The sequence below is a fragment of the Halorubellus amylolyticus genome (genome assembly GCF_034808145.1).
Classification (GTDB): domain Archaea; phylum Halobacteriota; class Halobacteria; order Halobacteriales; family Natrialbaceae; genus Halorubellus.
Window position 1 is genome coordinate 20,604 of sequence record NZ_JAXHGM010000008.1, and the last position, 25,866, is coordinate 46,469.

At 61.0% G+C, this 25,866-nt stretch carries 33 protein-coding genes and 1 pseudogene; 31 read left to right on the forward strand and 3 right to left on the reverse strand.

Features of this window, described 5'->3' with window-relative positions; translation table 11 throughout:
* The first annotated feature begins 221 nt into the window (after positions 1–221).
* The 8 genes and pseudogenes from SM754_RS15955 to SM754_RS15985 all read left to right on the forward strand — a co-directional run bounded on the left by SM754_RS15955 (position 222) and on the right by SM754_RS15985 (position 5,794).
* Positions 222–1,499: a phage NrS-1 polymerase family protein gene (locus SM754_RS15955; protein ID WP_323677234.1), complete on the forward strand. Its 1,278-nt coding sequence runs from the start codon at positions 222–224 to the stop codon at positions 1,497–1,499.
* 73 nt (positions 1,500–1,572) lie between these two features.
* Positions 1,573–2,076, forward strand: a complete 504-nt coding sequence (locus SM754_RS20570; protein ID WP_501993809.1) for a DUF8030 family protein — start codon at positions 1,573–1,575, stop codon at positions 2,074–2,076.
* Positions 2,077–2,195: 119 nt separating this feature from the next.
* Positions 2,196–2,486: a DUF8069 family protein gene (locus SM754_RS15960; protein WP_323677235.1), complete on the forward strand. Its 291-nt coding sequence runs from the start codon at positions 2,196–2,198 to the stop codon at positions 2,484–2,486.
* Positions 2,486–2,775, forward strand: a pseudogene (locus SM754_RS15965) (DUF7558 family protein). The gene SM754_RS15960 and the pseudogene SM754_RS15965 overlap by 1 nt, the downstream one beginning before the upstream one ends.
* 107 nt (positions 2,776–2,882) lie before the next feature.
* Complete coding sequence (locus SM754_RS15970) at positions 2,883–3,185, forward strand: hypothetical protein (protein ID WP_323677236.1); 303 nt, start codon at positions 2,883–2,885, stop codon at positions 3,183–3,185.
* Complete coding sequence (locus SM754_RS15975) at positions 3,186–3,698, forward strand: PIN domain-containing protein (protein ID WP_323677237.1); 513 nt, start codon at positions 3,186–3,188, stop codon at positions 3,696–3,698.
* Positions 3,699–3,729: 31 nt separating this feature from the next.
* Complete coding sequence (locus SM754_RS15980; protein WP_323677238.1) at positions 3,730–4,059, forward strand: DUF8158 family protein; 330 nt, start codon at positions 3,730–3,732, stop codon at positions 4,057–4,059.
* A gap of 250 nt (positions 4,060–4,309) precedes the next feature.
* Complete coding sequence (locus tag SM754_RS15985; protein WP_323677239.1) at positions 4,310–5,794, forward strand: PAS domain-containing sensor histidine kinase; 1,485 nt, start codon at positions 4,310–4,312, stop codon at positions 5,792–5,794.
* Between the two features lie 525 nt (positions 5,795–6,319).
* Here SM754_RS15985 and SM754_RS15990 read toward each other — a convergent pair.
* Together SM754_RS15990 and SM754_RS15995 are read right to left on the reverse strand one after the other, a co-directional pair.
* Positions 6,320–6,448, reverse strand: coding sequence for a hypothetical protein (locus SM754_RS15990; protein WP_323677240.1), 129 nt, complete (start codon positions 6,446–6,448; stop codon positions 6,320–6,322).
* Between the two features lie 156 nt (positions 6,449–6,604).
* Positions 6,605–6,964 (reverse strand): hypothetical protein, encoded by a 360-nt coding sequence (locus tag SM754_RS15995; protein ID WP_323677241.1) that lies wholly within the window; start codon positions 6,962–6,964, stop codon positions 6,605–6,607.
* Between the two features lie 195 nt (positions 6,965–7,159).
* Here SM754_RS15995 and SM754_RS16000 point away from each other — a divergent pair, with 195 nt between their 5' ends.
* The 8 genes from SM754_RS16000 (at position 7,160) to SM754_RS16035 (ending at position 14,094) form a co-directional block, all read left to right on the forward strand.
* On the forward strand, positions 7,160–7,414 hold the full coding sequence (locus SM754_RS16000; protein ID WP_323677242.1) for a hypothetical protein: 255 nt from the start codon (positions 7,160–7,162) through the stop codon (positions 7,412–7,414).
* Between the two features lie 36 nt (positions 7,415–7,450).
* Positions 7,451–7,846, forward strand: a complete 396-nt coding sequence (locus tag SM754_RS16005; protein ID WP_323677243.1) for a hypothetical protein — start codon at positions 7,451–7,453, stop codon at positions 7,844–7,846.
* Positions 7,847–8,842: 996 nt separating this feature from the next.
* Positions 8,843–9,742, forward strand: coding sequence for a DNA-binding protein (locus SM754_RS16010; protein WP_323677244.1), 900 nt, complete (start codon positions 8,843–8,845; stop codon positions 9,740–9,742).
* A gap of 299 nt (positions 9,743–10,041) precedes the next feature.
* Positions 10,042–10,665, forward strand: coding sequence for a hypothetical protein (locus tag SM754_RS16015; RefSeq protein ID WP_323677245.1), 624 nt, complete (start codon positions 10,042–10,044; stop codon positions 10,663–10,665).
* A 20-nt stretch (positions 10,666–10,685) separates the two neighbouring features.
* Positions 10,686–11,948: a hypothetical protein gene (locus SM754_RS16020; RefSeq protein ID WP_501993812.1), complete on the forward strand. Its 1,263-nt coding sequence runs from the start codon at positions 10,686–10,688 to the stop codon at positions 11,946–11,948.
* A 186-nt stretch (positions 11,949–12,134) separates the two neighbouring features.
* Positions 12,135–13,055, forward strand: a complete 921-nt coding sequence (locus SM754_RS16025) for a transcription initiation factor IIB (protein ID WP_323677247.1) — start codon at positions 12,135–12,137, stop codon at positions 13,053–13,055.
* Positions 13,056–13,132: 77 nt separating this feature from the next.
* Positions 13,133–13,645: a winged helix-turn-helix domain-containing protein gene (locus tag SM754_RS16030; protein ID WP_323677248.1), complete on the forward strand. Its 513-nt coding sequence runs from the start codon at positions 13,133–13,135 to the stop codon at positions 13,643–13,645.
* Positions 13,642–14,094 carry a toxin-antitoxin system TumE family protein gene (locus SM754_RS16035; protein ID WP_323677249.1) on the forward strand — a complete coding sequence of 151 codons (453 nt, stop codon included), beginning with the start codon at positions 13,642–13,644 and terminating at the stop codon, positions 14,092–14,094. The genes SM754_RS16030 and SM754_RS16035 overlap by 4 nt, the downstream gene beginning before the upstream one ends.
* Before the next feature lie 521 nt (positions 14,095–14,615).
* Here SM754_RS16035 and SM754_RS20575 read toward each other — a convergent pair.
* A complete protein-coding gene (locus SM754_RS20575) occupies positions 14,616–14,789 on the reverse strand; it encodes a DUF7563 family protein (protein ID WP_501993810.1) in 174 nt (57 codons plus the stop codon).
* Positions 14,790–15,386: 597 nt separating this feature from the next.
* Between SM754_RS20575 and SM754_RS16045 the strand changes: the two genes are divergently transcribed.
* The 15 genes from SM754_RS16045 (at position 15,387) to SM754_RS16105 (ending at position 25,833) form a co-directional block, all read left to right on the forward strand.
* On the forward strand, positions 15,387–15,599 hold the full coding sequence (locus tag SM754_RS16045) for a hypothetical protein (RefSeq protein ID WP_323677250.1): 213 nt from the start codon (positions 15,387–15,389) through the stop codon (positions 15,597–15,599).
* A 421-nt stretch (positions 15,600–16,020) separates the two neighbouring features.
* Positions 16,021–16,173, forward strand: a complete 153-nt coding sequence (locus SM754_RS16050) for a DUF7837 family putative zinc-binding protein (RefSeq protein WP_260173143.1) — start codon at positions 16,021–16,023, stop codon at positions 16,171–16,173.
* A 53-nt stretch (positions 16,174–16,226) separates the two neighbouring features.
* Positions 16,227–16,637: a TRAM domain-containing protein gene (locus tag SM754_RS16055; RefSeq protein WP_323677294.1), complete on the forward strand. Its 411-nt coding sequence runs from the start codon at positions 16,227–16,229 to the stop codon at positions 16,635–16,637.
* A 666-nt stretch (positions 16,638–17,303) separates the two neighbouring features.
* Entirely contained in the window at positions 17,304–17,636 is a 333-nt protein-coding gene (locus tag SM754_RS20580) for a DUF8153 family protein (protein WP_049912073.1), read from the forward strand.
* 200 nt (positions 17,637–17,836) lie between these two features.
* Positions 17,837–18,724 carry a biosurfactant protein 1 gene (locus SM754_RS16060; RefSeq protein WP_096396480.1) on the forward strand — a complete coding sequence of 296 codons (888 nt, stop codon included), beginning with the start codon at positions 17,837–17,839 and terminating at the stop codon, positions 18,722–18,724.
* A 144-nt stretch (positions 18,725–18,868) separates the two neighbouring features.
* A complete protein-coding gene (locus SM754_RS20585; protein WP_096396460.1) occupies positions 18,869–19,057 on the forward strand; it encodes a DUF8012 family protein in 189 nt (62 codons plus the stop codon).
* Between the two features lie 106 nt (positions 19,058–19,163).
* Positions 19,164–19,544 (forward strand): hypothetical protein, encoded by a 381-nt coding sequence (locus SM754_RS16065; RefSeq protein WP_006183452.1) that lies wholly within the window; start codon positions 19,164–19,166, stop codon positions 19,542–19,544.
* 68 nt (positions 19,545–19,612) lie between these two features.
* Positions 19,613–20,275, forward strand: a complete 663-nt coding sequence (locus SM754_RS16070) for a DUF6735 family protein (RefSeq protein ID WP_006183451.1) — start codon at positions 19,613–19,615, stop codon at positions 20,273–20,275.
* 37 nt (positions 20,276–20,312) lie between these two features.
* Positions 20,313–20,597 (forward strand): DUF7967 family protein, encoded by a 285-nt coding sequence (locus tag SM754_RS16075; RefSeq protein WP_006183450.1) that lies wholly within the window; start codon positions 20,313–20,315, stop codon positions 20,595–20,597.
* Between the two features lie 61 nt (positions 20,598–20,658).
* The gene (locus tag SM754_RS16080) at positions 20,659–21,408 is read left to right on the forward strand and encodes a helix-turn-helix domain-containing protein (protein WP_006183449.1); all 750 of its coding nucleotides are present in this window, start codon (positions 20,659–20,661) and stop codon (positions 21,406–21,408) included.
* 60 nt (positions 21,409–21,468) lie between these two features.
* On the forward strand, positions 21,469–23,841 hold the full coding sequence (locus SM754_RS16085; RefSeq protein WP_323677251.1) for a heavy metal translocating P-type ATPase: 2,373 nt from the start codon (positions 21,469–21,471) through the stop codon (positions 23,839–23,841).
* 120 nt (positions 23,842–23,961) lie between these two features.
* Positions 23,962–24,384: a DUF8025 family protein gene (locus SM754_RS16090; protein WP_011222452.1), complete on the forward strand. Its 423-nt coding sequence runs from the start codon at positions 23,962–23,964 to the stop codon at positions 24,382–24,384.
* A gap of 108 nt (positions 24,385–24,492) precedes the next feature.
* On the forward strand, positions 24,493–24,993 hold the full coding sequence (locus SM754_RS16095; RefSeq protein ID WP_011222453.1) for a DUF7995 family protein: 501 nt from the start codon (positions 24,493–24,495) through the stop codon (positions 24,991–24,993).
* 6 nt (positions 24,994–24,999) lie between these two features.
* Complete coding sequence (locus tag SM754_RS16100) at positions 25,000–25,365, forward strand: DUF7568 family protein (protein WP_011222454.1); 366 nt, start codon at positions 25,000–25,002, stop codon at positions 25,363–25,365.
* Positions 25,366–25,437: 72 nt separating this feature from the next.
* Positions 25,438–25,833: a DUF7567 family protein gene (locus SM754_RS16105; protein ID WP_011222455.1), complete on the forward strand. Its 396-nt coding sequence runs from the start codon at positions 25,438–25,440 to the stop codon at positions 25,831–25,833.
* The last annotated feature ends 33 nt before the right edge of the window (positions 25,834–25,866 follow it).

Below are 25,866 nucleotides of genomic sequence, written 5' to 3' on the forward strand. Positions count from 1 at the left end.
GCAGAGCAACCGTTCAGGTCACGAATCTGAGGGATGTTCAGGGGAAAACCGCAGTACGGGGGCAATATTCAGGGCAAATCGAAGGTCAAAACCAACTAGTATAGAACGGGTTGCCCCCGTTGGACAGGATAGCGAACAGCCTCCCGGCTTGTGGAGTGTTTATCAACATCGTGATAGTGGATGTGCGATGTCTAGATGGACGCTCACCGCGAGGGGAATCGATGGTGTCTGAGTCGTCGCTTGCTGTCTCGGTGCTCCCCGAGGGGTTACGTGAGCGCGAGCAGTGGGTGTGCTGGCGCGAAGAGGAGCGAGACGGCAAGCCAACGAAGATTCCGGTGACGCCGGGGGCTGGTGGGTTCGCGTCGTCGACGGAATCCGATACCTGGAGTGATTTCGAGACGGCACTCGAGTACACCGAGACAGAGCACGCGGACGGCGTCGGGTTCGTGTTCACCGACGACGACCCCGTCGTCGGCGTTGATTTGGACGACTGTCGCGATCCCGAGACCGGGGACGTCGACGATGCCGCGCGGGACATCATCGAGCGACTCGACTCCTACACGGAGGTGTCGCCGTCCGGCACCGGCTTCCACGTCCTGATTACCGGCACACTCCCCGAGGGGCGGAACCGTCGCGGGAGCGTCGAACTGTACGACACGGCCCGCTTTTTCACCGTCACTGGCGACCGCGTCGAGCGGACCCCCACGCGCGTTGCACGCCGGCAGGACGCGCTCATAGCGATTCACCGCGAGTACGTCCAGGACACCGAGCGTGACACAGCATCCGAGTCCGAGCAGCGTGATGGCACTGACGACCAGTCAACGGAGACCGATACGGTCGACGCCGGCGTTGACGTCGACCTCGAGGATGAGGAACTCCTCGAGAAAGCCCGGAATGCGTCGAACGGCGAGAAGTTCGAGCGGCTCTGGAACGGAGACACGGGCGGCTACGACAGCCACTCCGAGGCAGATATGGCGCTGTGCTGTTTGCTGGCGTTCTGGACCGGCGGTGACCAGACGCAGATGGACCAACTGTTCCGCCAGTCGGAACTCCACCGCGAGAAATGGGACGAGGTCCACTACGCTGATGGGTCGACGTACGGCAAGAAGACCATCGAGCGAGCGATTGCGACCACTTCAGAGTTCTACGAGCCGGACGCCGGCGACGACACCGCGGACGCCCACGACCCCGCTGCCGGCTCGTCTCCAGGTGTCGACGTCGGTGACTCGGAGCGCAGCCGTGCGTATCTGGTCGAGAAGAACCGGCTCTTGGGCGAGCGTATCGACGAACTCGAGGCGACACTGGCGGAGAAAACCGAGCGAATCGACACCCTCGAAGCAGAAGTCGAGCGTCTCACCGAGGAACTCGCAACCCGTGACCGAGAGCCAGGCGATCCCCAAGAATCGACCCCTGCCGATACTGGTGGGGGCGATAACGAGTCCGAGCCAGCGTCCGTATGGGGCCGGACGAAACGGTTGTTCGGAAGTGACTCGAAGTAACGTCGAGACCGCGACGTAGCGTTTCTCACCCCCGAGAAGGGTGACGGGGTTTCGAACTACCCCGAAACAACGCATGCATTCTGAGCGACAGCACCACCGAGACCGTTGTATTGACCGAGAACCAGCTAAGCCGAACGCATCTACATCACCCTGGTCCGACCTCCATCTTTCAGTCCCGAACGACCGGATCAATGCGTCGATCGTCACCTTCGTCAAGTGTGTTCTCGTCGAGCTTACTCACGAACACGTCGGCGCCGAGGACCGCTCCTCGACCGTCTGGGGCGAGAAAAAGACACAGTACATCGCCACTGATACGGCCGGCGAGACATTCACGAAACGCCATTTCGACGAACGACTCGGATGGCACGAGCAGACGATTCCTCGTGAGAGGGTTCGTGACAACCTGGTCAACCGACTCACACGGGCCGTGTCACTGGCGACGAACCGACGTCATGCTGCTCCTGTCGATAAGCCCCGATACCGTCCGTGTGAAGCCCCTGCGGCAGCTGCAAAAGGACTCACAAACTGGCAGTCGTTAACCAACAGACGCCCGTGTTTCGGCCGTAGCGTTGGTTAATGATACTGCGATGGGGATCATCTTCTGTTGCCTCCCACCCAGACCGTGCTTCCAGCAGTACGTTTGTCGGCGCCGTGAGGCGCGAGGCGCGCCTGCGAGCGTGCCGGAGTATGAATTCCATGACTGGTCCAGACATCCGTGACGACACAACAGACGATCACGAGCGATTCGAAACCAAACTCGTCGCACAAGACCGGGATGCAGCCCGAGTCTCGACGGCGGACATCGACGAGACGACGGCACAACGAATCGTCAGTGAACTTGTCGACAGTGATGTCGTCACTCCCGTCCCCGACGAACGGGTTCTCGTCCACGAACCGAGCGGCGAGGCGTTCAACTCGATCCTCCAACTCGCTGTCTTTCATCGAGGCTGGACCGCCGCTCGTGACGCCGACGAAGGAGGAGAGTGATGCAACAGACGCTCTCCGGCTGTGCGTTCTGCGATGTGGTTCCCGGTGCGGACATGGGGAGGCCTACACCTGGGGAAAAGACGAGCGAGTCACGCACCCGATCTGCGTCGACTGCGCGATCCAGTCGAGTCTCGATCCCGATGACCGTGACCACCATGCTTGCGACGGGTGTGGACTCGTCGTCGACGCACTTGCAGCGCTCACGCGGTTCCGGGTCGAACTCGGGCATCTGGAAGGCCCACTGTAGCGGTGTGCACGATGTAGTCCCGGTGGGCCGGCGACGTACTGAACGCGTGACCTCACGGAGCACCTCGTGGCCGAGTGACGCTTGGCCGAGTGAGGCTCACATCGTACACACGAAAACGGCTAAGTACGTTGGCTCACAATGTACACATCATGAGCACCGATAAGAAGCGCGTGCAGTTTCGGGCCCCCAATCGGCTCATCGATCGGGCCGACGCACTGGCCGCAGTCCTCGGGGAAGACCGAACAGACGTCCTCGTGACCGCGCTTCGGGAGTACCTCCAAGACGCCGCTCACGACGACGCACTCACCCAGGAGATCGCTGCCGCCTATTACGACGATGAGATCAGCTTCGAGCAGCTCAAAGCGCTCGTCGGCGCCGAGGAGGCGGCAAACCTCCAAGTGTTGAAACAGCAGTTGGACGAGGACTTCATCGACGAGGTCGCCGACGCATAGATGTCGCGGCTTATCGCAGACGCCTCCGCCCTCGTGAGTCTCGGGATCGTTACTGACGACGATCCTGATCCACTCGCACTCTGTCTCTCCCAGTATGAGGTCATCGTCCCAACGGCGGTCATCGATGAGCTCCGAGAGATCGCCTCCTACGATGACGTCCATGGACACGCTGCGTCCGCCGTCCTCGACAGGGTGGATGCATTCACGACACAGTCGGTTGATCTTGATGCCGAGTTTCCGCTCGATGACGGTGAGAACGCGGCGGTCACGCTCGCGAACGATCTCGATGCTGCGCTCCTCCTCTGTGACGAGTTCAACCAACTTGGCTTGATCCACGCCTCACTTGCTGATACCCGACTCGTCACGACACCGACGCTGCTCTCGGTTCTCGTTCGAACTGAACACCTATCAGCTCCCGATGCGCGGCTGCTCCTCGATGCGATCAGCGACGCCCGTAGCTGGGGCGCGAACAGTTACGTGCAGCGAGCTCGCTCATTGCTCGAAGAGTCCTGACACCATGGAAGATACTTCGAAGTGATTTGGAATGCCCGATGACGACGCTCTCTACGACGTTCGTGAACGAACCAAGAATCCCGAGCACGCATCAGTAGATGACGTGGTCGAACTCGTCCTCGAACGAGCGCAGCATCCCCGGACGGAGCACCGGGATGCACATCTCGACGAGATGATGGCGGCTGTCGTCGACAGGTACGGGACCGGCCCTGTCCGAACCGTTATCCATCGCATCCTCGTCGACCACTACCCCTTTCGGACTGCCACGCACGACCTCGAGATGCGTAACGTCGACGGTGTTCGTATCGGGACAGCAGCCGGCCAGTTCCTGACAGAATTGAACGCGCAGCACGACGATTGAAATACAGTTTCTGAAAGCCCTCGGCCGCTCGGCATCCCGCGACCACCGCTGCGCGCCTCGTGCCTGCGGTGCTTGCGGGGTCGGGGGACGGCCGAGGCGGCCTCGCCCTTTCTGAGTCCGCCAGCACCCGGCTGTAATATTGGTACCCTCCAACCTCCAACTGACAATTTCGATCGACAGTCGCCACTCACTCGGTGGCACATATATCTCAGGCATCCAAGCCTTATACCTGCGGGACCAACTGGTTCGTATGACTAAATCGCTCTCTGCCCAGGCTCTCGAAGAACTTCTTGGGGTATCCCCCGATATGCTGACGGTGGTAGACGAATCGGGCGTCATCAAGTACAAAAACCCAACCATCGAAGAGTACCTCGGATACACCCCTGAGGTCCTTATCGGGGACACCGTGTTTGACTACATCCACCCTGATGACCGCCAGCATGTGGCCGATACCTTCTACGAAACCGTCGAGGCTACTGAGGGCTACACCACGAGCGGCGTCGAACTTCGCTTCCGACACGCTGACGGGTCCTGGGTTTGGCTGGAAGCGCAAATGAGCAACAAGAAGGCGACCGAAATCGCGGGCTATGTCGTCGCCACCCACGAAATCTCCGAACGCAAGCGACATGAAGGAACGCTCGAACGGCTCCACGAAGCCACACGGGACCTGATGGCAGCAACGACTACCGACGAGGTCGCAACCATCGCGTCTGAGACTGCGACAGAGGTTCTGGGCCTCCCGATGAACTCGATCCACCTCTACAGCCCGGAGCAGGATGCCCTCGTCCCCGTTGCCTGGTCCGACCGAACGGAAGAAGTGCTGGGCGGGCCACCGCCTTCGATTCCCGCTGGGGAGAGTTTGGCCGGGCGTGCATACGCGATGAACACACTCGAGATATATGCTGACGTGCGCGAGGCTGACAACGTCCTGAATCCGGAGACCCCGCTTCGGAGCGAACTACACCTTCCCTTGGGCGACCACGGTGTGTTGATGGCAGGCTCGACGACCGTCGGCGACTTCGATACTTCCGACGAACACCTCGCGCAGGTCTTTGCGGCGAACTTGGAGGCCGCACTCGACCGGGTCGAGCGCGAGCAGGCGCTCACCGAGCGGAACGAGCGGCTCGACGAGTTCGCCGCGATCGTCTCACATGATCTCCGGAATCCCCTCAACATTATTGGGGGGCACCTTCAGTTATTGCAGGAGGAGCATGATAGCGACCATCTCGAGACGATGGCCGAGGCACACGGTCGGATGGAGACGCTCATTGAAGACCTGTTGTCGTTGGCTCGACAGGGCGACGACGTTGACGACCTGAACCCGGTGCAGTTGGGGGCGCTGGTGGAGGCGTGCTGGGGGAACGTTGAGACGGCCGACGCCCGATTACGGGTCGAGACCGACCAGACCGTCTTGGCAGACGAGAACCGACTGAAGGAACTTGTTGAGAACCTCGTTCGGAACGCCATCGAACATGGCGGTGAGGATGTGACCATTACGGTCGGCGATCTTTCTGGTGATGAAGGGTTCTACATTGAAGACGATGGACGTGGCATCCAAGAAGCCGACCGAGAGGAGGTGTTTACCAGTGGATTTTCGACAAACGCCGAGGGGACGGGGTTCGGACTGGTCATCGTGAAGCGCATTGTCGATGCCCACGGTTGGACGGTCACCGTGACTGAGGGAAGCCAGGGGGGAGCGCGGTTTGAGTTTCGCGTTCCGAGCGACGCTCGGTAGAGAGCCGTAGTTCGGCCGATCGGGCTGGTTTCAGTGGGCGCACCTACGGGGCAACGTCCGCGATTGAGACGGAATTTTTCCACCTGGAGCTCAGACGGCCCGCCCCGCTCGCCGCTGCCGCCCTCCGCCTCGCTCGCGACCGACCAGTCCGGGCGTGCGGGCGCTCTCCACACCGCCCGCGCCCGTTCCGGGCTAAAATGAATCTGGTCTCGACGCCAACGGGTAAGCGCGAGGGGTTGCGCGGCGTCGCTGCTCACCACCTACTGTGAGGGATCTGATCAAGGTGCCAAAGAACTGCTTACGGAATGGTTACTTTTCGTCGTAGAAATCACCGAATCCGCTAGTAAGTAGATATGCGGAGTAACCACCATTTTCGTGAGTTTGAATATCGAAAAAAGAAGTTCAATAAGACATTCGGGTTCGATTTTCCGTTCAGCAACAGTTCGTAGTCAGTGCGAACATTCGAGCCTGAGAAAGAACGAGAAGCGGGTTGAATGTACGCTGGCTGGCCTGTTTTTGAGACTATTATGTGTCTGAGCGGAGCCAGTTAATGAGGTTACCAGTCTCTTTGATAATCGTGTAGTAGAACGCTGCAAAAACGAGGAATCCAACAACCATGGTGGCCATCCAAGGGAGTTGACTCAGGTCAATCATATTCGAAAACCATTATGATGAAGTCATAAGTACTTTCCCGGTACTTACCGAAGCTACGACCACATCGAGGCGGGTTCTCACCAGCCTGATCGGGAGTGAAACAGGCGGTCAGAAGGTGGGCCCTTCTAGTGCTCCCTGGTGAGAGAACGAACAGCGTTACTGCTGCTGACCTGAACGTGTTGCATCGGTTCGGTTGCGAAATTCGATGGCCAGACCGAAAATCCCGCTGAGGACAAACAGTATCGCGAGCAGGAACCATTCACCGTCTAGATACTGTAACGTCCCGATTGCGATGAACCCACCATACGCGAGCGGCTGGTAGAGTGGATGGCTTCGAACTCCAGTCACCGTCGACGCTAACAGCATCGGAACCACGATCATCCAGAGGACGACGGAATACAGCGTCGGTGGGCCGGAGTACACGAATTCGAAATAGGTAGCCGTCGCGATGAGGATGGACATAACCAGCAGCGCCGCCGGCCGGACCTGTTCCCGGAGAGTATGGAGGGCAGCCATTCAGAACTTGGTTGGTCGCTCTGTTGTAAATAGATTGTCTGTACTACCAACCCACGCCAGAATATGGTAACCGTTGAGAACTTCAGCAGAGCCTCAGTCAGTGACCCGCACCCAAAGCGGTTCGCATACCATATCCAGCGAAACCTGTTCGACTGAGACACCAATTTATAATACTTGGCGAGAATATCATTCGATATGGGAACCTCTAACGACCTCACTGAATCTGAAATCCGGCGGGCGGTCACGGAGGGGGTGTCGAAGGCGGGGTTGTCCCTGCTCTCGACAATCTTTTGGACGGTTTTGGCAGCATTCACGGTGCTTGTTGGCCTACAGGCAGTCCAGATCGCATTCTACACGACTGGGCTGGCTGCTGTCGCCTTTGCTGCCGTCGGGGTACTGATTACAGCCGCGAGCATCTATCTGCTCTATCTCCTTCACTGGGCCGAATAATAGCTGAAACTCACTCTCAAGAGGTCCAGTTTAGGTATGGCTATCCGCCAGCAATTACGTCGTCTCCTTACAGGGATTATTTACAGTGCTGCTATCGTTCTCGGGGCTGGGATTCTCGTGGCTGATCCAACGAGTCCGCTACTCGGTATCCCAGTCCTCGTGGGTGGCGGCCTCATCATCCACGCTTTGAACACAGCCCACCTCGACGAACTGGGGTACGCGATAATGGGACTCTGGGCGACACTGCTCGTGCTCTCCGTCAGTACTGGTATCGCCAAGACGTTCCTTTTCAGCCGTACTCATGCGCCAATAGCTGAAATTCCAGCTGCGCAAGTAATTGGAACACTCGGCTTGACAATCGTCCTCGTTGGTAGCTACGTCTATCTACTTGATCGTGGGCGTTCGGACGTCCGTGATCCACCGTCTGCGTGACCGGCCAACTGTGTGACTTGGGCTGTCAGCTTGTTCTTATAGGACGCGACCGACCAGCACGAAGCCACCAACGGCAAGCGCGGCAACAGCAAGCGCGCCACCGAAAACCAACAGATCTCCCCGAGTGCTGCCGTTCTGGCGAATGCGATGGCGAGTGACTGGAGCGAGGGCGAGTGCAGCCCCAAGGAGGACCACGCCACCAACAGCCGGGAGGACAGCTGTCGGCACCCCAGCAGCAGCGTGGATCGCGGCAACGCCGAGCAGGACGACTGCAAGGACCACATCGAGGCCGCTTCCAGTGTATCGAACCGCGGCTGCGGCGGCCATATTCGTTGATTCAGATCGAATACTGAACTAGATTTGGCTCAATCAGGTTCCTTGGGTAGGTAGTACGCAACGGCCCGCCCCGCTCGCCGCGTGCCGCCCTCCGCTTGCTCACGGCTCCCTGCGGTCGCCGTTCGCGTCGCGGCGCTCCTGGTGGTCGCGCCGCGCTTCGCTCGCGACCGACCATTCCGGGCGGGCTTCCGCTCCAGTCGGTGCGGTTCCTGCCGGGCTAAAGTGAATGTGCCCTCGACGCCAGGCGCTTCACCCGTTCGGGTCCTGCGGACCTCGGCTTCGCCGACCGCGACGGACGTGGTTGCGTCGCGGCGAACGGGGAATGCGCTGGCCGCTCGCTCCGGGCGGGTCGCTGGAAGACTCACTTCGTTCGTCTTCCAAGCCCTGCCTCGCTGCTCGCGGGTCGCGGTGCTCCCCGCTCGCGAGCCCGTGGCCTCCCTGTGGTCGGCCACGCAGCGCTCGGCAGGACGGCGCGCGCGGCTGGTTGGGTTCCTCCGTTCGGACGCGCTCTCGCTCGCGCCCGGGAGGGCGCTCGCGAAGGCGCGAGCGAGAGCGCGCAGCTGGTGCTGTCGGTCGTTGTCGTCGGAAAACCGCGATGTCAGAGCATCGCGGTGTCGGGCGCTGAGCGCCTTCGTGGAAATCACCCTGTAAGTGATTCCAATGTCTAGTAACAACGCTAGCGGAAAGGTCGTTTCGGTCGATGAACAGGCATTCGAGAAAGCGGGCGGTCAGGCGGTCGATGAGGACGGCTTCCCGGTCGTCGACGAGACGCCGGAGTTCGAGGCCGCGGTCGAGCAGGAGACGCAGGCGAAGGTGGATGCGAACCACCCGGACGGGATCGCGGACACGAGCAAGGATCGGATTCACGGCGTCACCCTCGAACAGGAGGAGCGCATTCGGGCGCGGGAAGCCGAACTGGAGCGCATCAGTGCCCAGGCCGAGCTGGGAACGCAGGACGGTCGGGAGGAACGGACGCGAGAGATGGCGGCGGAGCGGAGTGCGAACCGGCGCCGGGAGTTCCAGCAGCGGCGAGCGAGCGTGGACCCGATGGCGGCGCCGGACCGGGATGATCCGCGGGCGTTGCTCACGCAGACGGAGTTGGCGGCAGTAAACGAGCAGGCGGTGCGGCTGGCCGAGAAACTGGCTGGCTGGTCACGAGCAGCGATTGGCCGGCGGCTGGGTGAAGCCGTCGTCGGTGGGAAAGACCTGACGAGTGCAGTCGTCGGGGTGTTCGAGGCGTTGCAGACGGCGCCAACAGGCACCGTGCCCATCGATGCCCTCGAGGACGTCGATCGCAACGAAGTGAGTGTCGAAGGTCAGATCGAGGTGCTCTGGGAGAGTGACTCGCCAGCCATCGCTCAAGTTGGCCTCATCGTGGACGACAGTGGGCAAACGAAGGTGACGATTTGGGAGAAGTCGAATGCCCCATGGATCGAGGAAGGCGAACAGGTGCGCATCCACGGGGCGGCGAGAAATTGGTACGAAGGACGCGTCTCACTGGCCGTCACTGGCTGGTCGACCCTTCATTTCCCCGAGCGCGGGCAGTGGTGGGACGCATAGCCAGTTGACGCAGCCGTCTTTTTTTGCTTTATGCCGAACCGACCCAGACCCCGCCACCCCCACCCTCCGCTCCGTGCTCGCTTCGCTGCGCGCGCAGCCACAACCTTAGGAACTGAGAAATTATCGGGGAGCGCTAGGGAGGACAACCTCTGTGTATTTGCCCGGCCGTATACTCTCTAGTAGAAATCGCGGATTCGTACTGTGTGGCCGCATCGACACATATGGTGGGTTCTTGTACAGCCAGCACGACCGCAGTGTGACCACAGCTTTCTTAGCAGTCTGTGGGGTATTGTGGTGCGATGGTCCCGACACCCTCCACGCCCTCCCGACGGGCCCTCCTCGCCGGCATCGGTGCCGGGCTTGCGACCGCGCTTGCCGGCTGCAGCGCGTCAGAGCCCCATCAGTCGCCGCCCGAGGACGGCACGCTCGTTACCGACTACGTCGCCGCGAAAACCCACTCGCCGACCGACCGACCAGTCGTCGCGCCGCGCGACGACGAGGCAGTAGGCGGCGAAGCCACGACGACGGCTGATCCACTCTCATTCCACGTCATCGAGAGCGAGAGTGCGGCGGAAGCCCTCGAATTCGCCGAGGATGCGACCGGTGTTGCGGCTGTTCGGCGACTTGTCGCGGAAACGGCGTACTCAGACGAGTCTGTCCTGCTCTATCAAACACGGATCGGGGAGTGCTATCGGTTCCAGCTGAACTACGTCGCTAAGGATATCGATGGCGATCCACGTATCGACTTCTGCCGTGTCGTTCGTGACGCCACGTTCGACTGCGAGCGCGACGCCCGCGACTACGTCGCCGCATTCGTGCGGCTACCGTTCCCTGCAGACGAGTACAGTGGGTTCTCCGTCAGTAGCGGTGGGAGTTGTGACCCGATTCCCGACCGCTACCAGAACGAGAGTGAGTCAGCATGACTCGATTAACGCGTCGCGCGATGCTCGCGGCTACAGGAACTGCAGCCACGAGTGCGATCGCGGGCTGTAGCCGGTTCAACCCGCTCTCGAGTACGTCGAGCGTCGACTACGACGAGGCCGCACTCGCCGAGCTCCCCAGCGAGCTGCCCTCTATCCCCCCGCGAACGCCCGTCCAGCCACCGACGGCACACGTCGCGAGCGCTCGCGACCGGATTCGGTCCCTCCTCGACGCCGCGGAGCTCTCCCAGATCCCGAACGAGGTGGTACGTCGGACGCTCGCTCGCGAACGCGAGTACGCACGCGACGCGCTCCCTCAGGACGACAGTGGTAGTCGAGTCGACGCGCTGGCGGGGTTGACACATCCCCGATCGGAGGCGATGTTCGCTAACGCCGGGTTCGCCGCCTTCGAGGAGTCGCTGACGCCAAGCGATATCACTGCACGCCGTAAGCGCCACCGCCAGGACACCGAAGCGTTCCTCGCGGAGTACACGTACGTTGGTCCAGCCGACGATTCCGTGGCCGCACTCGCTGAACATATCAAGATTGCCGGCTGGGGCCAGACTGGCGCTCGTATCATCAGGACGAACGACTATGACGAGTACGAGAACACCGTCCTGCACGTCGCCGAACTCGCGAAAGATATTGAGTGGGGACGCGCATACGCTACCGATGCCCGCCGCCTCCACGACTACTACACGTCGACGCTCGACAACTCCCACGACTACGGGTCGCACTTTGCCAGCGTCGCGGATACCCTCGTCAACGATGTCGCCGCGTACGCAGACGAACCTGATTGGAAGGCATTGACGAGTGGGTTCGGTAGCGACATCGAGAACACTGCCGCTGAGAAACTTCTCCGGGAACTTTCGCGCTCGCGGTGGAATGCCGCGCAGACTGCCGTCCAGCGCCACGACAACGACCATCATGCACTCGTGGTTGCGCAGGCGATGCGCGCGCTCACAGCGGATCGCGCACTCGCTACCGCAACTGACGCCGTCTCGAATGGGGCGTACGGAATCCCCGAATCAGTCGAAGCGATCGCTACGGAACGGACTGCCGCCGTGGACGGACTTCAAAACCTCCTCGACAGTTCGCCTGCGGTGCTCGCACGTCGGCTCGCCCACCACGTCCACAACCCGATTCACAACGCCGACCGAAGCATCGACGACGGGACGATTGCTTCGCCTGGTCGCCACCTCTACGCAGAGTACGCCATCGCAAACCACTACGCTGCTGCCGTCCCTACCGTCCTCCGACGAGTCAGTGAAGCGCTCGAAGGCTGAGCTGTCGGCACGCTGTTTTCGACAGCGCGCTGTGTATCGCCGCACGCCTCTTCTTACGTGCGCCGTTCCGTTGTGAAGCAACGCGCAGCACCCGCTCCTGCACCGCAACTCGTGTTTCTCGACCCCCGGTGATCGGTGGGGGATCCGTCACGATGGCGGACACTCCAAACTCGGTGCGAACCAACGATGGCAAGTAGTGACAGCTACGAGCGCGGCTTCGACGAGGACGTACAGCACGACGGAAATCAGTGTCCCGAATGTGGGGGTCGCGTCACGACGAACGCGGTCGAAACAGTCTGCGAGGACTGTGGCCTGGTCATCGACGAACAGCGTATCGATCACGGGCCGGAGTGGCGGGCGTACGACGACGAGGAGTGCGAACGAACGGGTGCTCCACTCACTGCGGCCCGTCACGATCGCGGCCTGTCGACGGAGATCGGTCGCGGCACCGACGCGAAGGGGAACGAGATCTCTGGGCAGAAGCGACGGCGACTCGCGCGAATGCGCCGTGAGCAGACTCGGGGTCGCTGGCGGTCGAAAGCGGAACGGAACCTCGCCCACGGACTGGGCGAAGTGCGTCGGTTGGCGAGTGCCCTCGAACTCTCCAATTCGGTCCGCGACCAGGCGTGTCAGCTCTTCAGGAGCGCCCAAGACGAGGATCTGCTTCGTGGCAGATCCATCGAGGCCATCGCCGCGGCCAGCGTCTACGGGGCCTGCCGGTGCAACGGCCGCTCGCGGTTAGTGGACGACGTCAGCGAGATGGCCCGCGTCGCAGAGTCACGGGTCACGAACGCGTACAAAACGCTGAACGAAGAGCTGGGCCTCCCCGCTGAGCCCGTCTCCCCCAGCATGTTCGTGCCGCGACTCGCCTCAGACCTCGAGTGTCCGGACGAGATCCGACAGCGGGCCCGAGCGCTCGCGGAACAGGCCGAGGAGCGCGGCGTGACGACGGGCGTCCATCCGGCTGGGTTCGCCGCGGCCTGCCTCTACAAAGCGGGGCAGGAACAGGGAAAGTGGGTGACGCAAAGCGACGTTGCGGAGACAGGGAACGTCACGCCAACCACGGTTCGGGCGCATCACGAGACGTTAGAGGAGCATGTAGCCTGACAACGCTCCTGCACAGCTACTGGCGTTAGATAGTTTTCTCAGGAAATTATTTGTTCCTTGGCTGCGTAGCACCCAGTATGACCGAGACGTGGGACGACGTCAACGAGCAGGTCAAGGCGGACTGGAAGGACGACACCACGCCGTTCGAGCGGGTGTACGAAATCGTCGAACAAACCCACGACGGGCAGTCGGCCGCCGAGATCGCCGACCGGGCCCTCGTGAGCGAGCCGACGGCACGTCGCCACTGTAAGACGCTGGTGAACACAGGGTTCGCCGAGACGGAACAGGATGGCCAAACGACGCTGTACAAGCGCAACAGCGACCGGGTGTTGATGTCCCGGATCCGTGAGCTGCGTGAGGAAGTCGATCGCCCGGAGTTACTCGACAGCATCCGAGAGATGAAGGCGGAGATCCGGCGCTACGAGGACCACTACGACGTGGTGTCGCCGGAGGAACTCGCCCAGCAACTTGATGCCGGTGAGACGGAGGGCTGGGACGACCTGGCGGCGTGGCGGACGACGCGGCAGAATCTCGCCGTCGCACAAGCCGCGCTCGCCTACGACGAGGCCAGCCATCAGCTCGCGGTATGAACGGTGACGACCGTGCTGGCGAGTTCGGGCCGATATATCTCCCGGCGCTGCAGCGGATCCGAGATCTCTGGCTCGAGCTTGAGCCGCTCGTCGACGAAACAGGGTACGACGACGTTGTCGCACCCACGGAACTACAGATTAGTCTCAGCGACGGGCTCGCCGATGCCGAGAGCGCTCGGCTTGATATCCAGTGGAGCGAACTAGGGATGTACTCGTTTCACTACGTCGATAGCGACGACGTCAACTGGCGCTTCGACCGCCACCCGAACACGCACTCTCCCGAGATTCACTTCCATTCGCCGCCCGAGGCCACGACGACGGATGCCGAGCCGTCCTGTATCGACGTAACTGAAGTGTCACTCGTGACGCGTGCCGTTCACGCGATGTGGCGGGCAGCGTACGAGAATCGGGATCTGGATCGACTGAATAGCGCAGCAAATCCACCGTAAGGATACCCACCGGACGTGACCGCCCGGAGAACTTGGATGAGCTGTCCGGCCAGGAGGCACAGCGGTACCTTATCCGGTTCCTTGGTCGCCAGAATCTCGACGAACACAAGGAGATCTACGACGACCTCGCGACCGAATAAGTCTGTAGAATCGTCGACCACGCACAGCACTCGAGTTTGCCGGCTCTGGAGAACCACGCATCAGTTGATGGGTTTCTACCGTCAATTGCTCAGTACAGCCGGCCACCAACATCATCAGGACGCAAAAGAGTAGTTGGGATAATGCCCGTCAGTTCGTGCCCTGAGTGTAGCTCGACAGCGCACACGACCGGGAAAGGAACTGTGGACGGGGAGGCAGTCTATTTCTGGGAATGCACGGACTGCAAACATGAGTGGTCGGACACAATCCTATAACTCGAAACGCGCACAGTGCACAGTCCTACCGCCCGGCGATGGCCGCGACTTGGATAACGAACCAAGATGCGTTCAACAGCCCCGTTTTCCGTGGAGCGGGTTGGCCTGCTACGTGCGTTTCTCTCGGACGCCTTCACGGCCACGGGTCATATCCTCGCAGTTCGGGCACACCTGCGGTTCGTCGACCGAATCCGGTGTGAATACACGAACGTAGACCTCCGTGACATGGCCGCCGCAGTTCTGGCATTCCGCCATACCAGTAGCAGCCAGACCATCGACCATAGGCTTTCTGACAGCGACGACACGAACGAGTAGAGATAGCAAACAGCGCCCGCGACCCCTCCAGACCCAGTCTCGGGAACATCACAAATCAATACTTGTCGCAGAGATCGCCTGGCCATGGAGTAACCAATTTGCCGCTGTTGAAATCCTATTGATCAGATATTATGTACGGTGAAACAACCAGTAAGTGAGTGTGCGAATCCACCGGATGATTCAACGAGAGAGTGGTGGCAAAAAGATATACCACAAGGTGCAGTTGTTTCTACTATGAGCCCTCCTCTCTCACGTCGTCAGCTTCTCGCACTCGGTGGTTCAGTCGGGGCAACCTCCCTCGCCGGTTGCCTTGATTCCATTACAGGAAATGAACAGGAAGTCTGCTCTCCGGGGTACCGTGACGTCGGAGAAGTGTTCACAAAGCGGTCGATTGTAGACTATCTTCGGTATGCATCGTTGACGGTGCCACAATCTATTGCGCCAGGTGAGCAATTCGTGGCGACACTAACGAATCAATCCACTGACCCACTCACCACACTGGGGGAACCTCGATATATGATTCAGCGGTTAAGTCCTGACGGAACGTGGCGGAATACCATCGGCGTGCCCGAAGAGTACGAGTGGTCGCCGTCGCAACGAGTGCTGGAACCAGGCGAAGAACTCCGCTGGGAAATGGCACTTAGTGCCAACGAGCTTTCAGGCCCGTTCCAGCGGTGTACGATACACACACCAGCCACCTATCGGTTCATCTACTGGGGATTTTCCGAGCATGATGCAGGCATCGCACTCGCCGCTCCATTTGAGGTCGCTGAATAGCGGCGAGCATGATACACTCAGAGGCTGTACTTACCGTTTGTCGGGGTAGTCATAGACGGTGTGTGTGCCGTTTGATGACGCTCGCTGCCGAGGAGCACGATCAGTTACTCGGAAATCCTGTGGTGCCCGATCTCGTCTGATCCACAGTCAGGACATTGATCTGCGTCTGGTGGGAGCTTCGTTCCGCACTGGCGGCACTCAACGACGACCTCCGGCTCGTCACCGGGGAGTAGCCGAGCGAGTACCGCACGGACACTCATGAGTATCCGTTATTCCGGTAGCAGTGAGTTAATGGTACTGGTGCGGGATTTTCTCCGGAAATCCGGGGGTGTACAACCAGCAAATCCGCCAAAGGCTTATCTTCCAACCGGAGTGAACTCCACGTGAAAGGACCTGTCACACGCTCCTTTCACCCCTAGGCATGCCTACCGATGACTCGTCGCTTGGTCAGTGTCCGGACTGTGGCGACCCGATTACCTCTGCGTGGTTGCTTGTTGAATACAGCAAAGACGACGGGACTGACGGCGTTTGGGCAGAGTGTCCATCGTGTGGGGACGTTGTCGCGCCGGAGTAGCAAGACAGCACCATCAAGTGGCCTTCACAGCGTATCTCAATCAGAACACGAGAATGGAGATTCCCACCCAACTGCGGTGTCTATTCGCTGGCGCTGTCGAACAGCAAGACGGGACGTATCTCATTAAGATTCCCGAGCGCGAGATAGACCGTGGCGAGCTGCAGCAGGGCGAAACGTACCGCGTGGCTGTTCTCGGAGCAGCAGCCACCGACGACGCTGCCGAGACTCCCACCGACTCACAGCGCGGGCAGACGCCGAGCACGCCACCGGTTGCCGAAGGCGAGCAGCGTACCGTCGAAATCGAAGATATTGGCGATCAAGGAGACGGCATCACGCGTGTCGAGCGTGGCTTCGTCGTCATTGTCCCTGATACCGAGCGCGGCGAGCGTGTCACCGTCGAAATCACCGACGTCACTGAGAACGTTGCCTTTGCCGAGATCACCGAGCGCGAAAATCACGACTAACAATTCCCGGGTCTGATATCTGTCTGAGCGAGTGCTGGCCCGTGAGCTCGTCCTAGTAGACGATTGGTGTGGTGCAGCCAAACACTCAGTGACACTCTCGGGGAGAGGGCGTTCCATATACAGTAACTACTAGTAGACTCGGAGAGAGCGATATCAGTCGTATCACCGGCTCTTATTGGTGAAATCCCGGAGGTATAGTCTGCCGACGATTAACTTCTAGTGCCCTTCTCTTCACCAGTGTGTCCGGTGCAATAGCCGCTCAGTAGGTGGCGCATTTTGTATACTCACACTTAAAGAAGACAGTACAAGCTACACAAAGATAGGGCTACTCGGAGCGGAACGCTGTCACTCGTTCTACGGTAGCCGTACACTTTTTATGCGGTAGTACGTAGACTAATTCAGTATGTCACGGTCAAAGCTCATCGCAGGTGTCGCTATTGTTGCTTTCATTAGTATTCTTCTCCGTCGTCGTGGAGATGGAGCAGCGGAATCCGATAACTGATTCAACTGTACTTACCGAAGCTACGCATCACATCGAGACGGATTCTTACCAGCCTATTTGGAGTGAAACAGCCGCTTAGTCGGTGTGCACAATAACCGGAAAGCCAGTCGGCCAGTGTATGTAACACAGATGGTTTTTTAGCCGCAGTAACCACAGTTCGGGATATGCGTCGTGCCCTCCGGTACGCTGTGTCACTACTTGTTGGACTGTTAGTTACGGCATCCGTCGCAGAATTCGCTGCGACAGATCACTTGCTTACAATCTCACTATTACCGCTCTATGTGGCTGTGAGTTCAATGATGATAGCACATCGCCGAACGTTTATTTCTCTCTCTCGTGAGGCCGCCCCGGCAAGGAAGCGTGGAGCTATTGTTGGCGGTGTTAGTGCGTTCACCGGCGGATTCCTCCTACAGAGCTCGATCCCGGCAGGTGCCGCTGGGTTTGGGTTGATGTTTCTCGGCATGGCGACTACCGTTGCTGACTTCGACGACTTATAAGAAGTTGTGTAGGTTGATTCGGTCGCTGTACCGAACGATCTGTGGGTCGCCTGTACTTACCGACCTGCGTCAGAATATGTTATCCGTTGAGGATTTCAATAGAGCCGAACCGCTCTATGACACCCCCTGTCTGTAGGCTAATTAATGTGAGAGCCATTATTTAAACCCGAAGACGAAGCATGATACGGCCAGATCACTCTATGACCGACCAGTACGCCGACTACGAAGCCCTCCGACCGCTCGGCGAAGCGACCCACGTTCCCGACGATCAACTCGCCAGTAGTAGTGGCGAGCCCCGGCGGCAACGCTCTGGTGGCGTCGACGCGGGCTATCCAGACGACCCGACAGAAGGTGAGACCGAGTGCGATTCCTGTGGAGCGTCGATCCCCGCTGGCCAGTCGAAGTGCCGGTTCTGTCTCACGAACCATCTCGAAGCAGCCGACGATCAGGACACATCGACTGCCGAACAGACTCTCCTCCATATCATCCACATAGTCGTTGAGGCGTCGACGTTCTACGGCGCCGTCGGGAAGGGATCTGCTGCGGCCACCCTCCTCGCGAAGGCAGACGATGACCCAGTAGTCGATGACTGCAAGCTAATCTATGATCTCGACGAGGAACCGGCCCCACGGCTTGTCGATCAGTGGCCCTCGCTCCCCTCGGCGACACGGGTCACGTCTGAATGTGGTAATCAGCTGCTCGCGGCTGCTCGTGAGCGGACGGCGTGGACAGAGACGACGCAGTCCTGTCACGACGGCGAGCACACGACGTTCCTCTACGACGAAACCGGGAGCGAGGTTCGCACCGAAGCTCGTCTTGCAAGCCTACGTGAGGACGCAGACAACGACCTCTGGCTGGTGCCAGCGATTGCGCTCCAGAAATCCGTTGACAAGACCGATACCGAACAGCCACGACGCGAGCGCCCAAACAGAACTCACCTCGAGTGTCGAGAGTGTGATCGGGAGACTAAGCATCGATTCCGCGAATTCGAGGCTGTCCCCGATGACGAGTGGACCGGGCAGCCAATGTGGGGCTGTCAGCGGTGCGGCACGCCACGCTACGGGCCCGAACCCGAAGCCGATCAGTAAAGACGACGTCAAATTAACCAACAATTCTGGTGTCGGCTCGGAGTTGTTGGTTAACAGAAGCCAGCTCGCGACCACCCGACGATACCACACCTGCTGACTGCCCGCCGGTGTTTTTCGGCGCCGAGAATTGGCGGAGGCGCACACATGGATCCACGAGACACCCCCGGCTATCGACTCCACCGCGCGCTCAGTAGCCTCACCAGTATCGACAGCGACCAATTGGAGCCCGCTGATCGAGAGCGAATTAGCACCGCGACGACGCTCCTCGAGCAGGTAGATTTTCTCACCCAACCGAATACGACGAGGGACGGTGACATCAACAGAGAATCCTGACAGCTCGACGCATCGGCAGCGCAACGTCATGTGGCCGTCACAGCGTGAGCAGTTGCTCGCCCCCTGAAAGGGTGCGGGGGCGCGAGACCGCTCCCGAGAACAATCCATGGCAACATTGCAAGCCGCAACGACATCGACCGGCGCGCTCGTATCGGATCCACAGGCAGTCCGCGAGCTCTGTGAGAACCACTGCTTCGGGACGCTCAACTGGGAAGTGGACGACGACGGCGAACTCGTTATCTGGGGCTACGACAGCTTCGAAGTGTACGAGGCCCGTGAGAACGGTCTTCCTGACTACGACGGTGGCATCGTCACTCACGAGTTCCTCCGGTCGCTCGCGGAGTATCTCGAACCGAACGAAGAATTCGACATCCAGACAGCCGGATTTACCAAGTGCCGGTTTCCCGTGCTGGCGAAACGGTACGTCGTTCGCGACGGCGAAGTCCTCCACGCGGACCTCAGTTCCCCCGACCCGATCGACGAGTAGCGTTGTTCGTCCCCCGGGAGGGGTGCGGGGCGATCCAGTCGTGGGTCGTCCTGCAAGGAGATTGTTCAATGGGCCACCGCGCACTCGTTGCGTACGAACGCACAGACGGACAGTACACGCTCCACTACTCTCATTGGGGTGCAGCGAATCTCAAGCTCAAGCACCGAATCTCGGCCGAAACACCGTTCGGTGGCGACGACACCGACTCGAAGTGGGCGAAACAGCTGCTGGCGGAACTGGCCGATGGCCTCGAAGCAGATGGCGTCGACGGCTACCTCGCCGGCGAGGATCGTCCGTCGTCGGTCGTCAAGCCGAAGCCCCGTGCCACCGGGCTCACCCTCGACGAGATCGTCGCGGACCACCTCGACTATCTCCACCACGAGGCGATCTTCGTGGTGTCACCCACCTTCGAGGTGACCGCCTATCGGACGCTGTGGTTCGGGCTGCAGTACGACTCGGAGACGGTCGAACAGGGAGAGACCGTCGGGAACGGCGCGCTCGCGACGGTGCGCTGGTACGACGGCAAGCCGGTCGGCGACGGCCACCTACAGGGACAGTTCGCGGCCCTCAAAGACGTCGTCGGCGACATGCTCGATAAGGGCGTCTTCACGCCGTCAACGGCGATACAGTATCTGAAACGGAAGCTCGCTGAGCGGGTCGGAGACCGACAGGAGCTGCTCATTCCGACCGGAGAATCACCCTTCGAGACAGCGAGTCTCGGCAAGCCGTAACACCAATCCCTTAGTGGATATCGGGGGACGTCTAAGTATGTCAAATCAGTCTGAAGATGACGTTCGTGTTTGGCTTGTCGAACGGACGTACTCCGATGACGAGCAGAACCTGATCATCCTCACCTACGCAACACCCGATGGAGAACAGTACTATCGGAAGGAACGCGCACTCACGTCCTTCACCGACGTCCGAGATACGACAGCAGCAGTCGATGCTGAACCCGGCAATCTTGGCATGGTCGATGACCCCGACCTCCAGGAGCAATACGCGGCCGAAGCACAGCGAATGCAGGAGGTTCACGACCCGGACGACGTGATCTGATACCCGCCAGTAGACATCGCCCCAAGCCATGGGTTATGTCGTGGCAGGCCTTAGTCGGGGTATGCGCGAACTCGTCTTCGCTCTCGAATACGAGCCCGGCTGCAACAGGGTGGCGGACGCCCTCGCAGACCACCCCGACGCTCGCGTTCGTTCACTCTCGCTGCACGCCACTGCCGACCAGCTCTGGCGAGTCGACCATGCCACCGGCACTCCGGACGCACTCGACGCCATCGAGGACGCGTTTCGCAACAGCGACTACTACGCCGACTGTCTCGCCACCGAGGACTGCGGCGCAACCCAGACCACCCGTGTCCTCGACCGCACGGACGACACGCTCATCCTCTACTCCGACTGGGAGCGGACCCCTGCCTGTGCCTCAGTCCCCCACATCGCCCGCGACCACCTCGGCGACGGTGTGCTGTTCGAGACCCGTCACGAGGGCCGCCACTACACGTGGCGGCTCATTCACTCCGACGAGGGCGATGTGGCGGCGTTCTTCGATTCCCTCGGGGTTGCCGTCGGGGAATGCGCCCAGATGGAGATGCTCCGCACCGCGGATACGACGACATCAGCTGGGGGAGGCGACGGGACACCGAGCGGCCTGCCGCCAGCACAGGAGGCCGCACTCCAGGCCGCTGTCGAACACGGCTACTACGAGTCACCCCGCGAGGTCGACGTCGGCGAACTCGCCGAGCATCTCGACGTGCCACGGTCAACACTCACCTACCGACTCCGTCGGGCGGAAGAACATTTGGCGAAGCAACATGTCGCCGGCGAGCGGGTAGCGGAAGAACGGCTGGCATCGCACTGAGGGCCGCAGTTGGAATATTCCAACAAAGACATATGGAACTCCCACTCCTACCGTGAGGTAATGACAGAGAATCCGGACGCAGCAGGAGAAACGAGCGGCGGCGGACAGCGACGTGAGCTGACCGCCCGCCTCGCCGTTCCCGAGATGGACTGTCCCTCTTGCGCCCAAAAGGTGGACAAGAGCCTCCAGCGTGTCGACGGCATTACTGACGCCACGCTCCAGCCGACCACCGGCACGGCCAACGTCACGTACGACCCTGATCGGACTAGCGAAGCCGACGTAATCAAGGCGATTGAAGGCGCCGGCTACGAGGTCGTCGGGGGCTCGGACGCTGAGGGCGATGATGAGGACAACCAGGCGACCGACGGCGTCGACATCGCGCCACCATCGGAGGTCTGGACGAGTCCTCGCGCGAAGAAGACGTGGCTCGGCGCGGCGTTCGTCACGCTCGGCCTCCTCTTCGAATTCCTCCTCACCGGACAGAACGTCACGGTGGCGAGCGTCCTCGAGTACCCGCTACACATCGCAGATGTCCTGTTCCTCGGTGCCGTCGCGGCCAGTGGCATCCCGGTCGTCCGCAGCGGGTACTACTCCGCGAAGAACCGAAGCCTCGACATCGACCTCCTGATGGGGACAGCGATCATCGCCGCAACCGGCATCGGCTACTTCGTCGAGGCCGCGACGCTGGCCGTCCTATTCAGCATCGCCGAGCTGCTCGAGGACTACGCGATGGACAGGGCACGGGACTCCCTGCGCGAGCTGATGGAACTCTCGCCCGACGAGGCGACCGTCCGTCGCGACGGTGAGGAAGTGACCGTTCCCGCCGAGGAGGTCGACGTTGGCGAGACCGTCGTCGTCCGCCCCGGCGACAAGATTCCGCTCGACGGGACGGTCATCGAAGGCGAGAGTGCAGTCGACCAGTCGCCGATCACGGGCGAGAGCGTCCCCGTCGACAAGACCACCGGCGACGAGGTGTACGCCGGCGCGATCAACGAAGAGGGGTACCTCGAGGTAGAGGTCACCTCGACCGCTGGCGATTCGACGCTCTCGCGTATTATCGAAATGGTACAGGGCGCACAGGCGAAGAAGACCGAGTCTGAGCAGTTCGTCGACCGCTTCTCCGGCTACTACACACCCCTCGTCGTCGTGCTGGCAATCCTGACCGCCGCTATCCCGCCGCTGGTTATCGCTGATCCGGTGGCGGTGGACCTAGCCGGTTACGGGTTCACCTTCGCGGGCGACTGGCAGACGTGGTTCATCCGTGGGCTCACGCTGCTGGTGATCGCCTGCCCGTGTGCGTTCGTCATCTCCACACCCGTCTCGGTGGTGTCGGGCATCACGAGCGCCGCGAAGAACGGCGTCCTGATCAAGGGCGGAAATTACCTGGAAGCGATGGGCGAGGTCGACGCCGTCGCCGTCGACAAGACCGGGACGCTCACCAAGGGCGAACTCGCCGTCACCGACGTCGTTCCGGTGGGTGACACTACGGAGGACGATCTGCTCCGTCGCGCCGCTGGGCTGGAGCAGCGCAGTGAGCATCCCATTGCTACGGCGATTCTCGCCCGTGCTGAGGAGGCGGGCGTGGGCAACCTGCCCGACCCGACGGGTTTCGAGAGCCTCACTGGGAAGGGCATCCGCGGCGAGATCGGCGGCGAGACGTACTATGCGGGCAAGCCCGCGCTCTTCGAGGAACTGGGCTTCGACCTCGCTCGGGCACGCCGCGAGACGGACGGCGGCGTTATGACGGAAGAGGCGACCGAGGGCGAGAACGGGGCGTTCGCCGAGGATGCCCTCTCCGCGCTGGAGCGGGAGGGCAAGACTGTCGTTATCGTCGGGACGGAGTCGAAACTGCTGGGTGCGATCGCCATCGCCGACGAGGTTCGCCCGGCCTCGAAGCGGGCCGTCGAACGCCTGCACGAGCTGGGCGTCGAGCGCGTGGTGATGCTCACCGGCGACAACGAGGGCACCGCCCGCGCAATCGCCGAGCAGGTCGGGGTCGACGAGTATCGCGCAGAACTCCTGCCCGACGAGAAGGTCGACGCTGTCGAGGAGTTACAGGCAGAGTACGGTGATGTCGCGATGGTCGGTGACGGCATCAACGACGCGCCCGCGCTCGCCACCGCGGAGGTCGGCATCGCGATGGGCGCGGCCGGCACCGACACCGCTCTCGAGACGGCCGATATTGCGTTGATGGGCGACGACGTCGGGAAACTCCCGTACCTGTACGACCTGTCGCATACGGCCAACGGGGTGATCCGGCAGAACATCTGGGCGAGTCTCGGCGTGAAGTTCCTGCTCGCGCTGGGCGTGCCACTGGGGCTGGTCAGCGTTGCGTTGGCGGTCGTTGTCGGTGATATGGGGATGAGCCTCGGTGTCACCGGGAACGCGATGCGGTTGTCGCGAATCGAGCCCGATCGGTTCTCCGACACCTGACTCTGCGGCGGGAAGTGCGGGCAGGACGCTCCTCTTTCGCGACTTTCCTGCGCTCTATCGAGACAATTTGCAGTTTGTCTGGGGCAGTAGAGACTGAGCCCCACCGCAGGCTCTGATTTGATGCCCGAGAATCCAGACGACGATCCACTCCACGATTGCGAGTTAAGTCCCGACGCAGTCCTCGGGACGCGCACCTTCCACGATGTCCTGTTCACTGACGATACCGAGACGCCGGTAAACGTGCTCACCGGCGAGACACCCGCACATTCGCAGGCGACCGTCGAGGAAGCGAAGGCGTTCGCTACGAGTATCGATACGGACACACCACAAATCGCGCTCCCGGCCTCTGTCGAGACGCAGATCGAAACCCAGAGCCAACCCTACACGGCGGCCGCGTTCTTCCACTTCAAGGCGACCGGGTCGCTCGAACTGCACCGTGCCTACCACGCCGCCTACGACTCCGACGCGTTCAGCACCGACTTCGAGGCCGACTACGAGTCGGGCGACCTGACGATCACCGTCGAGCAGACTGCCGATTCCTGAACGCGGTCTCCCGAAGCGAGGTTTTTCGAGCGCCGGCGATGGGTGCCGGCGCACCGAGCAGACAGCGCCGAGCGGCGCCCGGTGAGTCGGCACTCCGAGGTGAACCAGATGCATATGGTCATCTACGCGCTGGTGGAAGCACCGACACAGCACGACGCCCTGGTCGAGGGGAAAGCAGTCTTCGACCGTCTCGTCGGCGCGAATCCCCACGGCTGCGCCGTGTTTGATTACTACGTCACGTTCGATGAAGACGACACGACGGTCGCCGGGAAGGCCCGCTGGGGTGACCTGCCGACGGCGGCCCCCATCAACTCAGAGGAGGGCGGTGAACTGCTCGACCGGGCTTGGAAGGCCACGAAAGAGGAGTTTCAGCGGAATCTCGACCGCGTGAAGGAGGCGCTCGACGAGCTCAGCGACGAGGCGATCATGCGCGACGAGGACCTCGCCCGCCACGCGTTCCACCAGGTCGGCGCGTACGAAGGGCCCTCAATCCCGATGTACGACCAGCACGCCCAGGGGATTCGGCATCGAGGCCAGCTCGACCGAGTCCTCGAGGAAGACGAGGACAGCCAGACGCTCTGGATCGTCCCCGCAGACGTTCATTTCTGACCAACGATGCCACGAATCACCAACTGGTCACGAGAGAGTCGCTCACCAACACTCGCGTATCGAAACACCGAGACTGGAGCGCGAGCTGTTCTACACCGGGCGCCGGATTCATACCGGTACAAGTGGCGCGGAGCGATCCTCGTCGACGGCTACCCGATCTGGTCGCGAGGCTTCGAGACGAAGGAGGCGACAACGTTCCGGGATGCGCTTCGGGAGCGGCCAGCGCCCGAACTGAACTGTCCGGAGTGTCCAAACGACGACGTCCTCGTCGGTGAGAAGACAGCTGATGGAGCGACGGTACAGCGCTGGTACGACTGTCCGGACTGTGGGTACGAAGCCCCCTCGCGCATCGTCTACGGCCCTGAACGCTGAGGACGTACACACGCAGGGTGTTTTTCGGCCGGGGCGGAGAGAGTGACCCGGTCGAACCGGGTCGGTCCAACAATGAGTCTCGAAGTACTCGACCGACACAGCGAGGCACTGTTCGAGTTCCTCTGGTGTCCCGTCTGCGGGCAGGAAGTGTTCACCCACATTCCCTTCGAGGGAGTGTTCTGCAAGAACTGTAACACGCAGGTCGTCCTCCAAGAGTCTCGAGAAGACCGTGGCTACGAGGAGGCTGTGCTCGCGTGCTTCGACACCGACTCAACGTGGAACCTTCACGTCGACGAGAAGCTCCGCCGCGACCTGCCTGACGGCTCGGCACGGGCAAAAATCCTCGGTGCACCGGGTGCCTATGAGATCGACTGGTGGAGTCCAGCACCTGGGGAGGATTGGGAGCCGGTCGAGCGTGGTGAATTCGACGACGTGGAGGAACCAGACGAGGTGTCACATCTCGCGTAGCGGATTGCAATCCCGCTACGACTGTGTGGTGTT